We start from the raw sequence: 256 nt of genomic DNA, 5'->3' as shown, positions 1-256 counted from the left end.
CACCCCTATCCACAGGTCATCCGATAGCTTTTAAACGCTACCCGGTTCGAGCCTCCAGTAAATTTTACTTTACCTTCACTCTGCCCATGGATAGATCACCCGGTTTCGGGTCTACAACACATAACTTTCGCCCTATTAAGACTCGGTTTCCCTGCGACTTCACATCTTAAATGTTTAATCTTGCTACGTATCGTAACTCGCTGGCCCGTTCTACAAAAAGTACGACATTAGAAGTCTTCTTCCTCTGTCTGCTTGT

At 45.3% G+C, this 256-nt stretch carries 1 rRNA gene; it reads right to left on the bottom strand.

Annotated features, from left to right (window positions below):
- A 23S ribosomal RNA gene (locus ACU68U_RS09390) occupies positions 1 to 256 on the bottom strand; the annotation flags it as partial.

The organism is Finegoldia sp. P3-F-LR (genome assembly GCF_052932165.1).
This window is presented reverse-complemented; position numbering and strand designations above follow the sequence as displayed.